General features: G+C 43.7%; 14 protein-coding genes and 1 rRNA gene. 6 read left to right on the plus strand and 9 right to left on the minus strand.

All coding sequences use genetic code 11. The features are described from left to right. Both rrf and trhA read left to right on the plus strand, forming a co-directional pair. A 5S ribosomal RNA gene (gene rrf, locus E7Z59_RS06555) occupies window positions 1–90 on the plus strand; the annotation flags it as partial. An 807-nt stretch (window positions 91–897) separates the two neighbouring features. Beyond that, on the plus strand, window positions 898–1524 hold the full coding sequence (gene trhA, locus E7Z59_RS06560) for a PAQR family membrane homeostasis protein TrhA (protein ID WP_136335528.1): 627 nt from the start codon (window positions 898–900) through the stop codon (window positions 1522–1524). A 264-nt stretch (window positions 1525–1788) separates the two neighbouring features. Here the strand turns inward: trhA and E7Z59_RS06565 are convergent, their stop codons facing one another. Both E7Z59_RS06565 and rpsO read right to left on the minus strand, forming a co-directional pair. Beyond that, window positions 1789–4047, minus strand: coding sequence for a polyribonucleotide nucleotidyltransferase (locus E7Z59_RS06565; RefSeq protein WP_136336293.1), 2259 nt, complete (start codon window positions 4045–4047; stop codon window positions 1789–1791). Between the two features lie 229 nt (window positions 4048–4276). Next, entirely contained in the window at window positions 4277–4546 is a 270-nt protein-coding gene (gene rpsO, locus E7Z59_RS06570; RefSeq protein ID WP_136335529.1) for a 30S ribosomal protein S15, read from the minus strand. 147 nt (window positions 4547–4693) lie between these two features. Here rpsO and E7Z59_RS06575 point away from each other — a divergent pair, with 147 nt between their 5' ends. Then, window positions 4694–5542 (plus strand): hypothetical protein, encoded by an 849-nt coding sequence (locus E7Z59_RS06575; RefSeq protein WP_136335530.1) that lies wholly within the window; start codon window positions 4694–4696, stop codon window positions 5540–5542. Between the two features lie 71 nt (window positions 5543–5613). Here E7Z59_RS06575 and accD read toward each other — a convergent pair whose 3' ends face one another. The 3 genes from accD to tamL all read right to left on the minus strand — a co-directional run bounded on the left by accD (window position 5614) and on the right by tamL (window position 10188). Then, the gene (gene accD / locus E7Z59_RS06580; RefSeq protein ID WP_136335531.1) at window positions 5614–6471 is read right to left on the minus strand and encodes an acetyl-CoA carboxylase, carboxyltransferase subunit beta; all 858 of its coding nucleotides are present in this window, start codon (window positions 6469–6471) and stop codon (window positions 5614–5616) included. A 42-nt stretch (window positions 6472–6513) separates the two neighbouring features. After that, window positions 6514–7587, minus strand: coding sequence for a class II fructose-bisphosphate aldolase (gene fbaA, locus E7Z59_RS06585; RefSeq protein ID WP_136335532.1), 1074 nt, complete (start codon window positions 7585–7587; stop codon window positions 6514–6516). 63 nt (window positions 7588–7650) lie between these two features. After that, window positions 7651–10188, minus strand: coding sequence for a translocation and assembly module lipoprotein TamL (gene tamL / locus E7Z59_RS06590; protein WP_136335533.1), 2538 nt, complete (start codon window positions 10186–10188; stop codon window positions 7651–7653). Between the two features lie 45 nt (window positions 10189–10233). Here tamL and E7Z59_RS06595 point away from each other — a divergent pair, with 45 nt between their 5' ends. Next, window positions 10234–10968 (plus strand): TrmH family RNA methyltransferase, encoded by a 735-nt coding sequence (locus E7Z59_RS06595; RefSeq protein ID WP_136335534.1) that lies wholly within the window; start codon window positions 10234–10236, stop codon window positions 10966–10968. A 2-nt stretch (window positions 10969–10970) separates the two neighbouring features. Here the strand turns inward: E7Z59_RS06595 and porT are convergent, their stop codons facing one another. After that, entirely contained in the window at window positions 10971–11669 is a 699-nt protein-coding gene (gene porT, locus E7Z59_RS06600) for a type IX secretion/gliding motility protein PorT/SprT (RefSeq protein ID WP_242015662.1), read from the minus strand. Between the two features lie 71 nt (window positions 11670–11740). Beyond that, window positions 11741–12475, minus strand: a complete 735-nt coding sequence (gene ubiE / locus E7Z59_RS06605) for a bifunctional demethylmenaquinone methyltransferase/2-methoxy-6-polyprenyl-1,4-benzoquinol methylase UbiE (RefSeq protein ID WP_136335535.1) — start codon at window positions 12473–12475, stop codon at window positions 11741–11743. A gap of 125 nt (window positions 12476–12600) precedes the next feature. Between ubiE and trkA the strand changes: the two genes are divergently transcribed. Together trkA and E7Z59_RS06615 are read left to right on the plus strand one after the other, a co-directional pair. Further along, a complete protein-coding gene (gene trkA / locus E7Z59_RS06610; RefSeq protein ID WP_136335536.1) occupies window positions 12601–13950 on the plus strand; it encodes a Trk system potassium transporter TrkA in 1350 nt (449 codons plus the stop codon). Window positions 13951–13991: 41 nt separating this feature from the next. Beyond that, on the plus strand, window positions 13992–15449 hold the full coding sequence (locus E7Z59_RS06615) for a TrkH family potassium uptake protein (protein ID WP_136336295.1): 1458 nt from the start codon (window positions 13992–13994) through the stop codon (window positions 15447–15449). Window positions 15450–15510: 61 nt separating this feature from the next. On the opposite strand, the gene E7Z59_RS06620 is transcribed toward E7Z59_RS06615, so the two are convergent. Continuing rightward, window positions 15511–16698: a pyridoxal phosphate-dependent aminotransferase gene (locus E7Z59_RS06620; protein ID WP_136335537.1), complete on the minus strand. Its 1188-nt coding sequence runs from the start codon at window positions 16696–16698 to the stop codon at window positions 15511–15513. Window positions 16699–16713: 15 nt separating this feature from the next. Beyond that, window positions 16714–17838: a fatty acid desaturase family protein gene (locus tag E7Z59_RS06625; RefSeq protein ID WP_242015663.1), complete on the minus strand. Its 1125-nt coding sequence runs from the start codon at window positions 17836–17838 to the stop codon at window positions 16714–16716. Between the last annotated feature and the right edge of the window lie 95 nt (window positions 17839–17933).

The raw sequence follows: 17933 nt of genomic DNA on the forward strand, positions 1-17933 counted from the left end.
GGGGCTCACCTCTTCCCATTCCGAACAGAGCAGTTAAGCCCGACAGCGCCGATGGTACTACGAAAGTGGGAGAGTAGGTCGCCGCCTTCTTTGAAAGCCCTTCACGAAAGTGAGGGGCTTTTTTTATACACTATAGTCAAGGGTGACCATGCCTGCGGCTTGACAGGCAAGTAACAAGTATCGTCTTCGCGAGACCGCTGAAATTGGATTTCTTGTGGAGGATGATGACTGATTGAAAATTAAAACAACAACGGGCTCCTTCCCCTGGTCAGGGGAAGGTGGCGCCGGCTCTAGATAACCATCGAAGAGTCGGGGTCGGAAGGGGTTGTGTGATATTTCAACCTAAATCAACCCGCCCCGTCTCAGGGTTGCACCCTGAGCCACCCCTCCCTGTCCAAGGTGGGGAGCCACATTTTATAAACTATTTCAATAGAGATTTTAAATCCGTCAGTGGTAGTGATCCCGATACTTCGGGAGAGCGTGGCGATCTTCTCATTAAAACATCAGGGCTTAAAAGCACTGGCTCACCCCTCCGGTTTTGCTTCTGAATAGCCCTTTTTGAAGAATCCCCTGATAACCCCAGTACCATAATTGGGAGATCGCCACAGGTCTGCAGGGCAGCCCCTCGCGAAGACGTATAAATCTTTGGAATTTGGGACTTGAAAATTAAGATTTATTCCGCGCGCCAGCTGGCATGGGGAAATTTGGCTACGCCAAATCGGATGAGGGCTCCTTAAACAAGAGTTTATTAAAAACACAATCTCAAATTCTCTAAAAATAAGACCTTATAAACCCGTATTTTTGTAACCCGTAACCCGTAACCCGTAACCCGTAACCCGTAACCCGTAACCCGTAACCCGTAACCCGTAACCCGTAACCCGTAACCCGTAACCCAATATGCGCCCTCAAAGTCTTCAGGAAGAAAAATGGAATACCTACTCTCATGCTCTTGGAGCCGTGCTGGGCTTCGTAGGTTTATTTGTATTGTTTTTTAACGATAGTGGTAAAACTACTTTGAGTAGTTTAAGTATTGTGATCTACGGACTTTCCATGGTGCTTCTATTTTCCTCCTCGGCTATTTATCATTATGTGACCGATAAAGAGAAGAAACTGACCTGGCGAAAAATGGATCATATCAGTATCTATTTCCTTATTGCCGGCACCTATACGCCTATTGCTTTGGTATCGCTTTACAATGGTCCTGGACTAACTATTTTCTGGATCGTTTGGAGTATGGTGCTTGGAGGTACATTACTGAAGATTTTTTTTACCGGACGATTTCAGGTGATTTCAGTACTGCTATACCTGATCATGGGGTGGCTCATTGTGTTTTACTGGGGCAGTGTGAGTGCAGCTCTTTCAGATCAGGCCATATTCCTGATGTTCCTGGGAGGTGCTTTCTATTCTACCGGGGTTATCTTTTACCTTTTAAAGAAACTCCGCTTTCAGCATGTTATCTGGCATATGTTTGTGCTTGGCGGTGCCATGGCCCATTTCTTTATGGTTTTGGAGGTGGTGCAGTAACCCCTTCCGTCAATGCCTTTGGCATTGACACCTTCCCCTTTAAAAAATGGGAAGGGGATGTTACTTCTGAATTGCTTGTTAAGAAGAAGGCTTCTTTAACTAATTTCACCAAGAGTTAGAAATACCCCCGCCTTGGAAAGGAGGGGTGCTTCAAAGGAGCGGGGTGGTTCTTTCTAACCGCTTAACGGTGTAATAGCATATATAAAAGCTCAGAACTAAAAAAGCCCGGCAATTGCCGGGCTTTTCATTTATTTAAGAACAGAATTATCTGTTTCGGTCGTTGCGGTCTCTGTTGCCACCGCCACGGTTATCGCGATCACGTCCGCCTCTGTTTCGGTTGTCGCGACCTCTGTCTCTGTTGTCACGGTTTCCTCCACCTGGTCTTGGAGCGCGCTCCTTATAACCTTCAGGTTTCTCCAATAGGGCCTTTCTTGATACCTTATCTTTTCTGGTCTTAGGGTCGATTCCGAAATACTTAACATCGAATACATCTCCCATATTAACCACATCGGTAACATTGTCGGTGCGATCCCATGCCAGTTCAGAGATATGAAGCAGTACTTCGTTGCCCGGTGCTTCTACATATTCTACAACGGCTCCGAAATCAAGGATCTTGATCACCTGTACCTCGTAAGTTTCACCTACCTGAGGCTTAAAGGTCAATGAATCGATCTTGGCAATAACCTTGTCGATACCCTGCTGATCAGTTCCAAGGATCTCAACGATACCCATTTCGTTTTCTTCATTAATAACGATCTCGGTACCGGTTTCCTTTTGAAGTTCCTGGATAACCTTACCACCAGGTCCGATAAGAGCTCCGATAAATTCACCGGGCATCTTAACAGTAACGATCTTAGGTGCATGAGCTTTAACCGTAGCTCTTGGTGCTTCAATGGTTTCGGTAAGTTTACCCAGAATGTGCAGTCTTCCGTCTCTGGCCTGGTTAAGAGCATTTTCAAGGATCTCATAAGAAAGTCCTTTGATCTTAATGTCCATCTGACAGGCAGTGATTCCGTTCTCTGTACCGGTTACTTTAAAGTCCATATCACCCAGGTGATCTTCATCGCCAAGGATATCAGAAAGCACGGCGTATTTCTCACCATCGGTAATAAGTCCCATGGCAATACCAGAAACGGGGTTCTTAAGTTGTACCCCTGCGTCCATTAGTCCCATAGTTCCGGCACATACCGTAGCCATAGAAGAAGAACCGTTAGATTCAAGTACTTCAGATACTACACGTACGGTGTAAGGACAATCTTCAGGGATCATTCCTTTTAGTGCACGTTGTGCCAGGTTTCCGTGTCCGATCTCTCTTCGGGAAGTACCTCTGATAGGGCGTGCTTCTCCGGTAGAGAATGGAGGGAAGTTATAGTGAAGGTAGAAGTTCTCTTCTCCTTGTTCTGTAGGCAGGTCAATTACGTTGGCCTGCTTAGAGGTTCCAAGGGTTACGGTAGCAAGCGCCTGAGTTTCTCCTCTTGTAAAAATACTTGAACCGTGGGTAGAAGGAAGGTAATCTACTTCACACCAGATAGGTCTGATCTCATCGGTAGCTCTTCCGTCTAAACGAATACCCTCATCAAGGATCAGGCGTCTTACGGCCTCTTTTTGAGTTTTTCCGAAATATTTACCAACCAGGTCTCCGTTCTCTTCAAGTTCTTCTTCAGTGAAAAGAGCTTCACAAGCCTCTTTTACCTCTGCGAACTTTTCACCTCTTTCTTGCTTTGAAGTTCCGGCCTTTGCAATGTCGTAGCACTTTTGGTAAGCGAAATCGAAGATCTTTTTCTCCATTTCTTCGCTTTCTTTCTCACCTTCGTATTCACGAACAGGTTTCTTACCTCCGGCCTTTTCAACAAGGCGTTTTTGAGCCTCGATCTGATCTTTAATGGCCTCGTGAGCAAACTTGATGGCATCTGCCATTTCTTTCTCAGATACCTCCTTCATTTCACCTTCTACCATGGCAACAGAGTCTTCAGAGGCTCCTACCATCATATCAATATCGGCTTCATCAAGCTGAGATTTGCTGGGGTTAACGATAAATTCACCATTAACACGTGCAACGCGCACCTCAGAGATAGGATATTCGAATGGAATGTCAGAAAGTTGGATCACTGCAGAAGCAGCCAACCCTGCAAGGGCATCAGGCATCACCTCGTCGTCATGAGACATCAATTGAATCATAACCTGTGTTTCTGCATGGTAGTCCTTAGGGAAGAGGGGTCTCAATACACGGTCAACCAAACGCATGGTTAAAACCTCCTGGTCACTGGGACGTGCCTCTCTTTTAAAGAATCCTCCGGGAAATCTACCGGCAGCTGCAAATTTCTCGCGATAATCTACAGTAAGGGGTAAGAAGTCGATATCCGGATTAGAGGTTCTGGCAGAAACTACGGTTGCAAGTAACATGGCATCTCCCATGCGAATAACAACAGAACCGTCTGCCTGCTTAGCTAATTTCCCTGTTTCAATAGAAATGGTCCTGCCATCTCCTAAATCAATAATTTCTTTGTGTACTTCAGGAATCATAAAGTTTTTCATTAAAACCCGCTAAAAACGGGTTGTTATTAAATAAGGGTGCTGTACAAAGTACAGTGGGTGTTGTGTTGTTGTGTAGTTGTTGTGGTTACCCAATGAAAAACTATGTAATTTGAGCTTTTTTGTGATAGTTACGGCCTAAAAGCTATAAAACAGTCGTAAGATACGTTTAATTTATCGACAGGGAAAAGAAAAAAGGGGGCAAACTGCCCCCTTTTTCTTATTTTCTCAATCCTAATTCTTTTACGATCGCACGATATCTTTCAATATCTTTCTTCTTCAGGTAATCAAGAAGACTTCTTCTTTTACCTACCAGACGAACAAGTGAACGTTCAGTGTTAAAATCCTTACGGTTCTTTTTAAGGTGACCGGTAAGGTGATTGATTCGATGCGTAAATAACGCGATCTGACCTTCTGCAGATCCGGTGTTGCCTTCGCTACCACCATGCTTTTTGAAGATCTCAGCTTTTACTTCTTTAGTTAAATACATGCCAATATTCTTTAAATGATTTTTATGTATTTGCCAGTAACTTTTACTAACAAGGCTGCAAAGATAAATAATATTTTTATTTCCGTTACGTTTAAACTTATTATATTTACCAATGTCCTAATTCTTAAATAATTAAACTTATTTACTATGAAAACTAAATTTATTATTCCTGCATTGGCTTTTTCAGCCGTGCTATGGACTTCTTGTACTGAAGAAAGTGATACCCTCCTGGAGGATGCCGAAATTCCTGTTCTGGATATAGAGGTGAACGCCCAGGCAGAGGCGCTGTCTGATCAAATTGATGATATTGCTGCTGCCGTGGTTGTTGATGAATTTTCTTCGCCTAAAGGATCGGCCCTTCAACGTGTTGCACTTCCTGAGTGTGTTGCCATTACGGAAGAAATTGTTGGTAATAAGGTGAACAAGACCCTAGACTTTGGCGAAGGATGCCCAATGGCTAACGGGGTAGTGTATTCCGGTCAAATGTTCGTAAGTTATATCTGGGATGCAGAAATGCGTCGTGCAGATATTGTTGTTGAAACTGAAAACCTGGGCGTGAACGATCTTTTGATCGCCGGGCGTAAGGCTATTGTACGAACCTGGCCTGCTGCCGGGTCGGAAGGTTTCCCGATGTCTGAAGTAGATACAGAGCTAACGGTTTCTCATCCAAGTGGCCTTAATGCTGTTGTAACCGGGGTAACCACAAGAGAGTGGATCCAGGGCTTTGGGAGTGAAAGCTGGGGAGATAATGTGGTATTGATAGGGGGAAACAGAAGGGTAACCAGTTTTCTGAATGACACTGAACTGGGAACCTATATGATGGAGATCACAGATAAACTACGACGTGAGTGGGCCTGCCGTTTCATTGTTTCCGGTGAGTTGGCAATTTCCAGAGGAGAGTTTTCGGCCACCATGAACTTTGGTGAGGGTCAATGTGATAATAAGGCCATGTTAACTACATCAGGAGGCCGTTCAAAAGAAATTGAACTTCGCTAAGAACTTCCTGAAAAATGATATAAAAAAATGCCCTCCGATCGGAGGGCATTTTTTGTTATAAAGAAAAACTATTATTCTCTTACCGGTTTGTTCTGGATCAGGTCAAGGTAAAGGTTTACCTTGTTTTTCAGATCTCTTCGGTGAGAAATGAAATCCAGGAATCCGTGTTCCAGAAGAAATTCTGAGGTTTGGAATCCTTCGGGAAGATCTTTCCCTGTTGCCTCCTTAACCACCCTTGGGCCGGCAAAACCGATCAATGCTCCGGGTTCTGCAATATTGATATCTCCCAGCATAGCGTATGATGCAGTAGTACCTCCTGTAGTTGGGTCCGTACAAAGAGAGATATAAGGAATTCCGGCTTCAGCCAGCTGTGCCAGTTTAGCACTGGTCTTGGCCAACTGCATTAGTGAAAGGGCTGCTTCCATCATTCGCGCACCACCCGATTTTGAGATCATCATGAAAGGGATCTTTTTCTTGATAGAATAATCAATAGCCCGGGCGATCTTTTCACCTACAACACTTCCCATAGAACCACCAATGAAAGAAAAGTCCATACAGGCAATCACCAGGTCTTTGCCTTTTGATTTACCTACCGCAGTTCTAACGGCATCTTTCAGGTTGGTTTTGTTCTTTGCGTCTTTTAAACGCTCGGTATATTTTTTTGTGTCTTCGAACTTGAGCGGATCCAGAGATTCCAGGTCTGCATTCAGTTCTTTGTATTTATTGTCATCAAACAGGATCTCAAAATACTCTTTACTGCCAATACGTACGTGGTAATCATCTTCGGGGCTTACGTAATAGTTCTTGGCAAGCTCATCGGCTTCAACGATTTTTCCTGTAGGCGATTTATACCACAACCCTTTTGGAGTGTCTTTCTTCTCGGTGGTTGCGGTTTGAATCCCCTTTTCTTTTCTTTTAAACCAAGCCATTATTGTAGGATTTAAAATTTAGCCGCCCGTAGGGGGCGGAGATTATTTGTTTATTGAATTAATATTATTGAGGTCTTCAAATGCTTTTTCCAGTCGGGTTACAAAGGTTTTTTCTCCTTCTCGTAACCAAACTCTTGGATCGTAGAATTTTTTGTTAGGTACATCTTCTCCCTCCGGATTCCCGATCTGGGAGGCAAGGTAATCTTTTTTACCCAGAACATAATCGCGTACACCCTCCAGGTATGCGTATTGCAGGTCGGTATCAATATTCATTTTAATAACCCCGTAACCAATAGATTCTCTGATCTCTTCAAGGCTGGATCCTGAACCTCCATGGAAAACGAAATTGATGGTGTTATGAGGAACATTGTATTTCTCTGAAATGTATTCCTGTGAATTTTTAAGGATCTTCGGGGTCAGTTTTACGTTACCCGGTTTATACACCCCGTGAACATTACCGAAGGCAGCAGCTACCGTGAAACGAGGGCTCACCTTAAGCAGCTCTTCATAAGCATAGGCCACTTCTTCAGGTTGGGTGTATAGCTTAGAATCATCTACATCGGTATTGTCTACACCGTCTTCTTCCCCTCCTGTAATCCCTAATTCGATCTCGAGGGTCATGCCCATTTTATCCATTCGGGCAAGGTATTCTTTACAAATAGCGATATTCTCCTCGATGGGTTCTTCAGAGAGGTCGATCATATGAGAGCTGAAAAGCGGTTTTCCTGTTTCTTTGAAATGTTCCTCACTAGCATCAAGAAGACCGTCTATCCAGGGTAAAAGTTTTTTAGCGCAGTGGTCGGTATGAAGAATGACTACAACTCCATAAGCCTTGGCTAATTCGTGTACGTGTTTGGCACCGGCTACAGAACCGGCAATAGCTCCTTTTTGATCTTCATTACCAAGACCTTTTCCGGCGATAAATTGTGCACCACCATTGGAAAATTGAATAATTACCGGAGAGTTTAGTTTTGCTGCGGTTTCCATCACCGCATTAATACTATTGCTGCCTATTGTATTCACGGCCGGTAGGGCGTAACCGTGTTTTTTAGCGTGTTCGAAGATCTTTTGTACATCGTCGCCTGTGGCTACCCCTGGTTGAATATCTAGACTCATAGAATTGATTTTACAGTATTAAGTTGATTAATTGACCTTGCAAAAGTAATAAATTTAGAGCGCTTAGAAAGGATAATTAATACCAATGTTGTATACGGCATTCCCGAAATTATAGTCGTTAAACCATCGGTTTTCGGTGTCGTAAGCCGGATTGTAGGTTTTGAAACCGATATCAAATCGAAAAACGAAGTAGCTGAAATCATAGCGAAGACCAAACCCTGTTCCAAGAGCGATCTCAGTAAGTGAGCTCAGGTCTTCAAAAACTGCCTCTTCCTGGGTTACATTGTCAAGTACGTTCCAGATGTTTCCGGCATCGGCAAAAACCGCTCCTTTAAACTGCCCGATCAGACCAAAGCGATACTCGAGGTTTAGCGCTATTTTGAGGTTGGCCTCATTAAAATCATTCAGGTTTTCAACACGTCCGGGGCCCAGGGAATAGGCCTCCCAGGCACGGTTGTCGTTAGATCCTCCTGCAAAATAGGAGCGAAGAAACGGAATACTTTCTGCATTACCATAGGGTATGGCGATGCCCAGGAAACTGCGAAAGGCCAGTACCTGGCTTCCGGAAAGGTTCCAGTATTTGATATAGTCAAAGTCTGTCTTTACGTATTGAGAGTATTGCACCCCGAACACCAGGTTTTTGCCATCTTCATTCTGATTAAAATCCAACACATTAGAAAGAAGGGAAAGTGTGTTCCCGGCCAGTTCCAGTTTTGTTCTGAACGAGTAGAAATTCGTGTCCTGGAAACCATCTCTGTTGTTCTTAGACCAGGTGAAATTCGAAGAAAGTATCAGGTTGTTGGCCGTTAGACGTTTTCTTCGTTCTTCAATTCGGTTTACCTCTGCCAATTCATCGGTAGTTACGGTCAGGTCATTATTTAAAACATCATTTGTAAAGGCGGCGGTACCTTCCGGAATGATCAACGCTCCATCCTCATTGAAATAGCTCTCAGGCAGATCGGTCCGATAACCCCCGGCTATATCATTAAGGTCGTTGTAGCTGTTTCCGTATACTTCGTAGTAGCGCTCTGTATTGAGGTTTCGAATATACTGTATGTTGAAGAGCTCAAAGATATTTTTCCGGTAGTTGTTGGGGGTCCAGTTATACCTGAGAATTCCGTTAAGACTCTGCTTATCGAGCCCGATATTTTTTTGAAGGATACTTCCCACTGACATCCTTGTTTGAGGAATCATATATTTTGGGATCCATTTGGAAGTATTTACGGGGGAAACCACCCGGGGAAAGTTCAGGGCAATATCTCCGGCCAGCTCTGCAATATTGAAAAAGTTATTGTTACTGGTATTACTCAATTCAGAGGAAGAACCTACGGTACCTCTGAGAGCGAATTCGAGTATCTCTGCTCCTCTGAAGATGTTTCTGCTTACCAGGGAGGTCGAAAAAGAGACCCCGATATCCTGAATATTGGAGTGGGTTACCTCCGGATTGAAGCCCAGGGAAAACCGTTTTCGGGGAGAAAGGTAAATATTGCTCTTCAGTAAGGAGTCACTCGATTCCAGGTATTCGTAATTGATGTTCGGATATTTAAAGGTTTGCAGGTTACCCACCTGTCTCGCCGTTAGTGTACGGTCGTCATCACGGTATATGTTTCCCGGGGTGATGGCCATTACATCGGTAAGGGCGCTGGGCTTGTATTTTAACTTATCCCGGAACCAGATCACATAGCCATCATGGTGAATACTGTCTGTCGGGGTTGTGCCAAAGGCGTGATCAGCAAAAATATTTACTTCTTCTATATGGTGAACCTTGTAGGGCCGCACCGTTTGGGTGTCTCCAGACCGGGTAACCATATCGTCTACCGCGATGGTAACCGGCATTCTTTTGTCGTCTGAGGTAGCCAGGGTATCGGCTTCCAGGTCGAATCCTATGCTGGAGAACTGGAACTTATAAATACCTGAATTCAGAAACAGCCGATTGAGTCGTTCTCTTTCTGCGCTGAAATTTGCCAGGTCAAAACGCTCATTAGCCTTGATAAAGGATTTGTCTTTATGAAGTTTGTAGATGGAGTCTACCGGGGCCGAGGGGATATAGGTTTTAATGGTATCAAGAATATACGGGGCTTTTGTTTCGACGTAGTACTTAATGCCTGCCTTTTTTTCTCCGTAGTCGGCCGTGTCTCTTTCAAAGGTCACCTCAGAATTAAAGTAACCCTTATTGTCGTAATATTGTTTCAGGCGTCTTGCACTTCGCTTGGTCAGATCTTCCTGGATGATCACCGGAGGCTCCCCGGTGGTGCGTAACCAATTGTGGAAGCGTTTTTTATAACTGGTGGCCTGGGCTAACTGTTTTGCAGATAACAGGCGTTGTCTGAAATCGGGAACAGCCAGGTCTGCTTTTAACCGGGCATCGTAAATGGAATCTGAGTTAGGCTTTGCCAGGTTGTATACATGAAGCCTGGTAAGCGTGTTCGGTTTTTGCAGGGGAATGCCTTCAACCTCCGGGTCTTTCAGTCGCTCTCCGTTTACAAAGACTGTATTTTTGCGCAGCAGGTATTGGTCGTCATCAACTCTTTTAACAGCATTACAGGAGGCTATCAGGGTTAATAACAGAAATACCGTTATTTTTACAAGGAGGTTCTTCAATCGGGCAATTGGTTTATGAATGCTCAAAAATACTACATTAATTCAATGGTTGGTAAAAGTCAGATAAAACTAATAAAAAGCTTACGTCAAAAAAAGTACCGGGACTTAAATAGCATGTTCGTGGCAGAAGGCCGCAAATGTGTGGGGGAGTTGTTAAAATCGTCACTGGACTGTGTCGGAGTGTATACCGATACACCTGAAGATCATAAAGATGTAAACGCTGCGCTCTCTGTGGTAACTCCCCAGCAAATGAAGCAAATGAGCGGACTGAAGACCCCTGCAGGCCTCCTGGGAGTATTCCGGATTCCGGAGTCATCACTTGCTTCCCGAACCGGCATTACCCTGGCTCTTGATGATGTGCGTGATCCGGGCAACCTGGGTACCATTATACGATTGAGTGATTGGTTTGGGATCGAACAGATCGTATGTTCTGAAAGTACAGTTGATTGTTATAACCAGAAGGTGGTGCAGGCTACCATGGGGTCTTTGACCAGGGTAAACATGATCTATACGGATCTTGAGAATTATTTACGATCTGATACCAGGCCGGTGCTTATTGCCGATATGAATGGTGAGTCTGTTTATAAGAGCCAATGGCCGGAAGAATTGATCCTTGTGATGGGTAATGAAGCCAATGGTATCTCTCCTGAAATACGAGCTCAAGCCTCCGGGGTTATCAGTATCCCACAATTTGGAGTGCAACAGGAAACAGAAAGTCTAAATGTAGCAACAGCCACCGCGATAATTCTAAGTGAGTTCAGAAGAAATCACCCCGGTTGATCTTATTCAAAGGTGAAATTTATAAAAACGGCCCTCGTTTTTAAACTGTTGATGTTCCCTGTCCACGGACTGTTCGGGTCGGCGTCAGGAACCAGTTCATCTGTGAGGGCAAACACCCCTCTGATAGAGGGAGAGAATTTGAAATAATACAGGTAGAAATCAATACCAAACCCGATTTCGCAATAATTAGTATTGGTGGTCATTCTGAAAGTTCCGGTAGAATTATCCTCCCTGCTGTTCTCGTCACTGCTCAGGTTAAAAGAGGTTGATAACCCGCCAACAATGTAGGGTTTAAAATTGCCCAGACGTTTTGTGCTGGCTTTTAGCAGTAAAGGAATGTGGATGTAGGTAGACTTGATCTCTCGTAAAAAATCATTTTCATTACTGAAGTTAGGAAAACCAAGATCCCGCTGCGTATAATAGAGGCCGGGCTCTATACGAAGGTCAAAATAATCGTTCAGTCGCAACTCTCCGATCAGACCTACATTGAATCCGGTTGACTTGCCCTCCTGTATGTAAATGCCGTCATTGGTTTTATAGTCGATCTTGAATCCGTACTGGTTTAATCCGAGGTAGTACCCCCAGTTAAGCAGTTTCTTGTCTTCGTTCTCAAGATTCAGGATGGGTGATTCATTGAATTGGGCCTTAAGACCAAAAGCAATCGTAAAGAAGATCAGGGCTAAAAGATTCGTCTTGTTCACTACGTCGGTATTGTTTACGCTGTTTAAATATAAGCACTATTCATTGTATGCCAACTACCTCCCTATAGAATTTAATTCTTTGAGGCTTTATAAATGGTGGCAACCCCGAAGGTTTGCGGGGAATCACTTACATTAATAAACCCTGTTTTTCGTAAAATATTGTTGAAGGCCTCCCCAAATGGAAATACAGAGGCTGATTCGGAAAGGTAGGCATAGGCCGAACGGTCTTTAGAAAAGATACGACCAATAAGTGGCAGCAGGGTCTTTGCATATAACTTATAGCCCTGTTTATATGGGAATTTTACAGGAACAGAGGTTTCCAATACCATAAAAATACCTCCCGGTTTTAACACCCGGTTGATCTCTGAAAGTCCTTTCTCAAGGTTCTCAAAGTTCCGAACTCCAAAAGCTACGGTAATAGCATCGAAAGTATTGTCGTCAAAAGGAAGGGCTTCACTATCGCCAATAACCATATCTATACGGTTTTCAAGATTTTTGGCGCTCACCTTTTCTTTTCCAACTTCCAGCATACCCGGAGAGATGTCAAGCCCGGTTACTTTTGCTCCCGGTATTTTTTCTGCGATCTGAATGGCCAGGTCTCCTGTTCCGGTAGCGATATCAAGAACCATTTTCGGTGAGGTGCCTGCAACGGTTGCCACTACTTTTTTACGCCATTTTACATCTATCCCGAAAGAGATCACCCGATTGAGTCCATCGTAGTTGCCTGAGATATTGTCGAACATTTTGGTAACCTGTTCCTTCTTGCCCAGTTCCGATTCTTTATATGGGGTGACTTTTTTTGCCATAGCTTAATTTTTGGCAAAGATAATACAATGCAGGTATCTTAAAGACTATAAATGAGAATCGGTTGCCTTTCTTAGTAAGAAATTTTAATTTAACATATATTTGCTTTTGAATAGCACAAACTTCAATGAAAATAATTATTGCTGGTGCTGGTGAAGTAGGGTTTCATTTGGCAAAATTACTCTCCTATGAATCCCAGGACATCACACTTATCGATATCGATAAAGAAAGTCTTAACTACGCAGATACCCATCTTGATATAAAAGTACTTAAAGGGGATGCCACCTCTGTTTCGGTCTTAAAAGAAGCACGTGTAAACACCGCAGACCTTGTTATTGCAGTCACGGCTTCAGAAACAACCAATATTACCCTATGTCTGCTGGCAAAACAATTGGGAAGCAAGCGAACCATAGCAAGGATTTCCAACACAGAGTTTATTTATAACAAAGAAGAGCTTCGATTCTCATCTTTGGGTATTGATGAATTGATCTCACCCGAACAGCTGGCTTCAGAAGAGATTCAGTTGTTATTGGATCAAAGTGCTTTTAACGATAGCTACGAGTTTGAGAACGGAGCCCTCATTATGGTAGGTACCAGTCTTCAGCGTACTGCCCCTTTTGTTGGTAAATCAGTGCAGGAGGCGGCCAATATCTTTCCGGAGTTACATTTCGTGCCTATCGCCATACAGCGCTTTGGAACACAGTACACCTTGATTCCCCGTGGAGATACCGTATTTAAGGAAGGCGACCAGGCTTATTTTGTAACCTCTAAAGAGGGGGTGGATGAGCTGTATAAGCTGACCGGAAAAACCAGGGAAGAGATCAAGAATGTGATGATACTCGGAGGAAGTCAGATCGGTTATAAGACCAGTCGTGATCTATGCAGCAGTAAATTCAGGGTGAAACTCATTGAAAGAGATAAGTCAAAGGCCCTGGATCTGGCAGATATTTTGCCCAATGCTCTTATTATTAATGGTGATGGAAGAAATGTGGAGCTTCTTGAAGAAGAAGACATTGAAGAAATGGATGCATTTATTGCGGTTACCGGGAATTCGGAGACAAATATTATGTCGTGCCTGGTGGCCAAGTCTAAGAATATTAAAAAGACCATTGCCCTGGTGGAGAATATGGATTACTTCCAGTTATCTCAATCCATCGGGATCGACACCCTGATCAATAAAAAACTTCTGGCGGCCAATAATATCTTTCGTCATGTACGAAAGGGGGAGGTCGTAGCGCTTACGCGATTGAATAATTTGAATGCAGAGATGTTGGAGTTCATCGTTAAACCGACTTCTGAAGTGAACGGACAGATCATTAAGGACCTGGATTTTCCTCGTTCTGCCATTATCGGAGGGGTAATTAGAGATGGGGAAGGTATCATAGCGCTCGGAGATTTCAGGATTCAGGCCGGCGACAGGGTCGTTGTATGTTGCCTGCCAAGATCTATTTCAAGGGTAGAAAAATTATTCCTTTGATTTTGATAAAAAAATTAAATACCCGGATCATTATTCACCTTATGGGCCTGCTGCTTTTATTCAACGGCGTCTTTATGCTGTTTGCGGCCCTGGTGAGCGCTTTGTACCAGGATGGTTATACCCAGAACATCAGTTTTGCCGGCCTGACCACCATCATTTTGGGTACGCTTATGATGTACAATACCCGCAATCATAAGAAAGAGATCAAAAAGCGGGAAGGGTATATGATCGTGACCATGGGTTGGCTTTGTATGTCGGGAGTGGGTATGTTGCCCTACCTTTTCACCGGAACCATTCCTTCGGTTACCGATGCCTTTTTTGAAACCATGAGCGGGTTTACCACTACCGGGGCCTCTATTTTGAATGATATTGAATCCTTACCGGAGGGTATTCTATTCTGGCGCAGTATGACGCATTGGATAGGAGGGATGGGGATCATCGTTCTTGCTATAGCAATTCTACCTTTATTAGGTATCGGGGGTATGCAGTTGTTCGCTGCCGAAGCTCCCGGTCCCAGTGCCGACAAACTACACCCAAGAATAACCGATACCGCTAAGCGTTTGTGGTTTATCTATGTGGGGTATACCGTGGCTGAAACCATCCTTCTTAAACTGGCGGGAATGGATTTCTTCGATGCCATGAACCACGCCATGGCTACCCTTTCTACGGGAGGGTTCTCGACTAAGAACGCAAGCCTTGCTTACTGGAATGATAATCCGTTGGTACAGTATATTGTGATCTTATTCATGTTCCTGGCGGGAACCAATTTTGTTTTGAGCTATTATATGTTCAAGGGGAAATTTGCGAAATTATACAAAGATGATGAGTTCCGTTTTTACGGATTGATCACCCTTGCCTTGACCGTAGTGGCAGCTGTGGTGATCTATTTCAGGGCAAACGTACCCGTTGATGACTTTCATCCGATGGTGCTGGGCGCTGCAGAGAGTGCCTTCAGGCATGCTTTATTCCAGGTGATAGCCGTGATAACCACTACAGGATTCGTGACGGCAGATTTTACAGGATGGACACCCTTTCTGACCGTGCTCTTTTTTGGTTTGATGTTCCTGGGGGGGTCTGCCGGTTCCACTTCCGGGGGTGTAAAGGTGGTGCGTCATATGTTGATGATCAAGAACGGACTCCTGGAATTTAAAAGAACCCTGCATCCAAATGCGATCATCCCCGTTCGTTTTAATGGAAAAATGGTTTCCGAGAATATCGTTTTTAATATACTCGGTTTCTTCATCCTTTATATGCTGCTCTTTATAATAGGGGCACTGTTTCTGGGGGTTTTAGGACTCGATTTTGAAACAGCTGTCGGAGGGGCGGCTTCGTCTCTTGGTAATGTTGGTCCGGCCTTTGGCGATCTTTATCCCCTGGCCAATTTCAGCAGTTTGCCGGTACTGGGTAAATGGTGGTGTGCTTTCTTAATGCTTATAGGCCGACTTGAGGTATTTACAGTACTGATCTTGCTTTCACCCATATTCTGGAAAAAAATATAAACTCTGTATAACAAAAAAGGTCTCCAACTGGAGACCTTTTTTGATAGCACTTGGGTTGTGATCAACTCAAAACTTCTTTTATTCTTTTTATGGCTTCTTTTAGTTCTGCCTCAGAAGCAGCATAAGATATACGAATGCAATTAGGACTTCCGAAGGCTTCACCGGTTACGGTGGCTACATGAGCTTCTTCTAAAAGCAGCATCGAAAGGTCTGAAGCATTATTAATGGTCTTGCCTTTAATGGTTTTTCCGAAGAAATCAGAGATATCAGGAAATACATAAAATGCACCTTCAGGCACATTTAATTTAAAACCGGGGATCTCTTGCAATAGTTCAAGTACCAGGTCTCTTCTCTCGTGAAATTTATCGATCATATATCTGATCTCGCTCACGGGCGCTTCTAAGGCCGCAATGGTAGCGCGTTGGGCAATACAGTTTGCCCCGCTGGTTATTTGCCCCTGAACCTTATTACATGCCCTTGCTATTTTTTCAGGTGCCCCGATATATCCGATCCTCCAACCGGTCATGGCATATGCTTTAGAGACTCCGTTTACCGTAACAGTGCGGTCATACATACCTTCACATGAGGCCATGCTGTGGTGCCCCCCTTTAAAATTAATATGCTCGTAGATCTCATCAGAAACCACAATGATCTCGGGGTATTTTCTAAGCACTGCTGCAAGGGCTTCCAGTTCTTCCTTGCTGTATACAGTACCACTTGGGTTGCATGGAGAGCTGTACCAAAGCATTTTGGTTTTAGGTGTAATCGCTGCTTCCAGTTGCTCGGGGGTGATCTTAAAATCGTTTTCAATGGTGGTAGCTACCTCTACAGGTACTCCTTCAGCCAATTTGACTATTTCTGAGTAACTCACCCAATAAGGGGCAGGAAGAATCACCTCGTCACCTGGATTGATAACCGCCATGGCCACGTTGGCCAGTGATTGTTTGGCCCCTGTTGAAACTACGATCTGAGAGGGGGTGTAATCAAGATGATTGTCTCTTTTGAACTTCCCGATAATGGCAGTTTTCAGATCTGCATATCCATCTACGGGAGAGTAGCTGTTATAATTCTGGTCGATGGCCTCTTTAGCGGCATCTTTAATAAAGTCGGGAGTATTGAAGTCAGGTTCGCCAAGGCTTAACCCGATAATATCTTTGCCTTCTGCTTTTAATTCCCGGGCCTTGGCAGCCATAGCCAAGGTGGCCGAAGTACTCATGTTCAGAATCCTTTCGGATAGCAAATTACTCATAGTGGATTGTGAATTTTATTGATATGCTAGTTTTGGTTTTCTACCCAGTGCCTTTAGATGTTTAAAATGAGAAATAATGGCCCTTCTGGTTGACTTATACTCATAATAAGGCAGGTTGTATTCTTTAGCGGTTTCCTTTACAATTTTAGCAATGTTGGAGTAATGGATATGGCTGATATTTGGAAAAATATGATGTTCAACCTGATGGTTGAGCCCCCCTGTAAACCAATTCACGATCTTGTTGTTCGTTGCAAAATTGGAAGTGGTGAATAACTGGTGTATGGCCCAGGTGTTTTTAATGGTACCCGATTCGTCTGGGGCAACGGTCTTAGTGTCTTCAACAATATGTGCAAGCTGAAATACGATACTCAGAATTAATCCGGCAGTATAATGCATCACAAAAAAGCCAATAAGTACTTTCCACCAGGCTACATCAACGAATAATATAGGGAGTGCTATCCAGATGGTCAGGTATATCACCTTGGTGATGATCAGGATGCTCCATTCTTTAGCAGGATTAGGAAACTCACCATAAGAAAGTTTGCGCTTCATATAACTGCGCATTTGTTTAAAATCGGTGGTGATCGCCCAGTTCAGGGTAAGTAAACCGTAAAGGAATACAGAGTAATAATGCTGAAAGCGGTGAAACCTTCTCCACTGCGAATGTTCAGAAAATCTAATGATACGACCCGCATCGAGATCTTCGTCATGTCCGTGAATATTGGTGTAAGTATGATGCAGTACATTGTGTTGTACCTTCCAGTTGTACACGTTCCCGGCCAGGATATAAATACTGGCTCCCATGATCTTGTTGATCCATTTTTTTGAGGAGTATGAACCGTGGTTACCGTCGTGCATCACATTCATTCCCACTCCGGCCATACCGACTCCGATCACAATGGTGAGCAGTAACTGCAGCCATTGATTCATGTCGAGGGTAAGAATTAAAAAATACGGCATCAGAAAAAGAGAGAACATGATGATAGACTTCAGGTGAAGTTTCCAGTTCCCGGTCTTTTTGATCTCGTTCTCCTTAAAGTAGTCGTTAACTCTTGAATTCAGGGTCTTGAAAAACTTAGCGGGGTCTTTTCTTGAAAAGCGAATCGTTGATTGGTTTCCTTCTTTCATAATTGTTTGCATTGATCAATTTAATGCCTTTAAAGGTTTGGGGTTAAATAAAAGCACGGGACAAAAATAAGAATATATAAATGCTGAGTGTCTTTTATATAACTTAA

The sequence above is a fragment of the Robertkochia marina genome (assembly GCF_004799345.1).
GTDB lineage: Bacteria > Bacteroidota > Bacteroidia > Flavobacteriales > Flavobacteriaceae > Robertkochia > Robertkochia marina.